This is a genomic window from Antarctobacter aquimaris (assembly GCF_900184945.1).
In the GTDB taxonomy this organism is placed as follows: Bacteria; Pseudomonadota; Alphaproteobacteria; order Rhodobacterales; family Rhodobacteraceae; genus Maliponia; species Maliponia aquimaris.
Genome location: NZ_FXYF01000047.1, coordinates 1 through 775 on the forward strand (window position 1 = coordinate 1; position 775 = coordinate 775).

The following is a 775-nucleotide window of genomic DNA, read 5'->3' on the forward strand; positions in this document are numbered from 1 at the left end:
CTCAGCGTGTAAAGGATTCACATTGGGAATCCGTGCGTTTAGACGAGCAGCATGAGCAAGCCCAAGCCCGCCCGCTACCGCACGACGCACTGGTCCACCTGCAACAATGCGCTCAGGAAGCGCGGGTCGCTGCTGATCCACTACCGTCAGGGCATTGCGCAGCAATGGCCCGAGAGGTTGGCTGGACAAGGAGATGACCTGGCACGCGCCGCATGAGGGACGCCCGGGACGCCCGCCGGTCTTTTCGAATTCCGCGATCCAGTTCTGCCTATCGATCAAGGTTCTGTTCAGGCTGCCGCTCAGGCAGACAGCCGGGATGGTCGTGCGCCTCCGTCGGCTGGCCGGGCTGGACTGGCCTGTTCCGGACTACTCGACGCAGTGCCGCCGACAGAAGACCCTCAAGATGCAGATCCCCTATCGCCGTGCCGACGGGCCGCTGCATCTGCTGGTGCCCTCTCGGGACATTTCTTCGAAATGCCCTGCCGGGTGCCCGGCTGCCAAGGCGCGCAACGAAACCTTGCGCGCCACGCGTCACTACGGCCGGGCATTCTGGAAGCGGTGGACCGGATACCACGCCCGCAGCCGCGTGGAGGCCAAGATGCGATGCCTGAAGGCCTTCAGTGAGCGCATCGCCGCGCGGGATCACGATCGCCAAACTGCCGAAATCCACATCCGGGTCGCCCTTGTCAACCGCTTCAACGCGCTCGGCACCGCCGAGGTCGTCCGCGTGGCCTGAGCCTGAACGGGAAAGGGGCACTCACGCCTCAGGCCGCCT

Annotated in this window: 1 pseudogene; it reads left to right on the plus strand. The window is 65.0% G+C overall.

The features are described from left to right. The first annotated feature begins 51 nt into the window (after window positions 1-51). A pseudogene (locus MAA8898_RS25580) lies at window positions 52-736 on the plus strand (transposase). The last annotated feature ends 39 nt before the right edge of the window (window positions 737-775 follow it).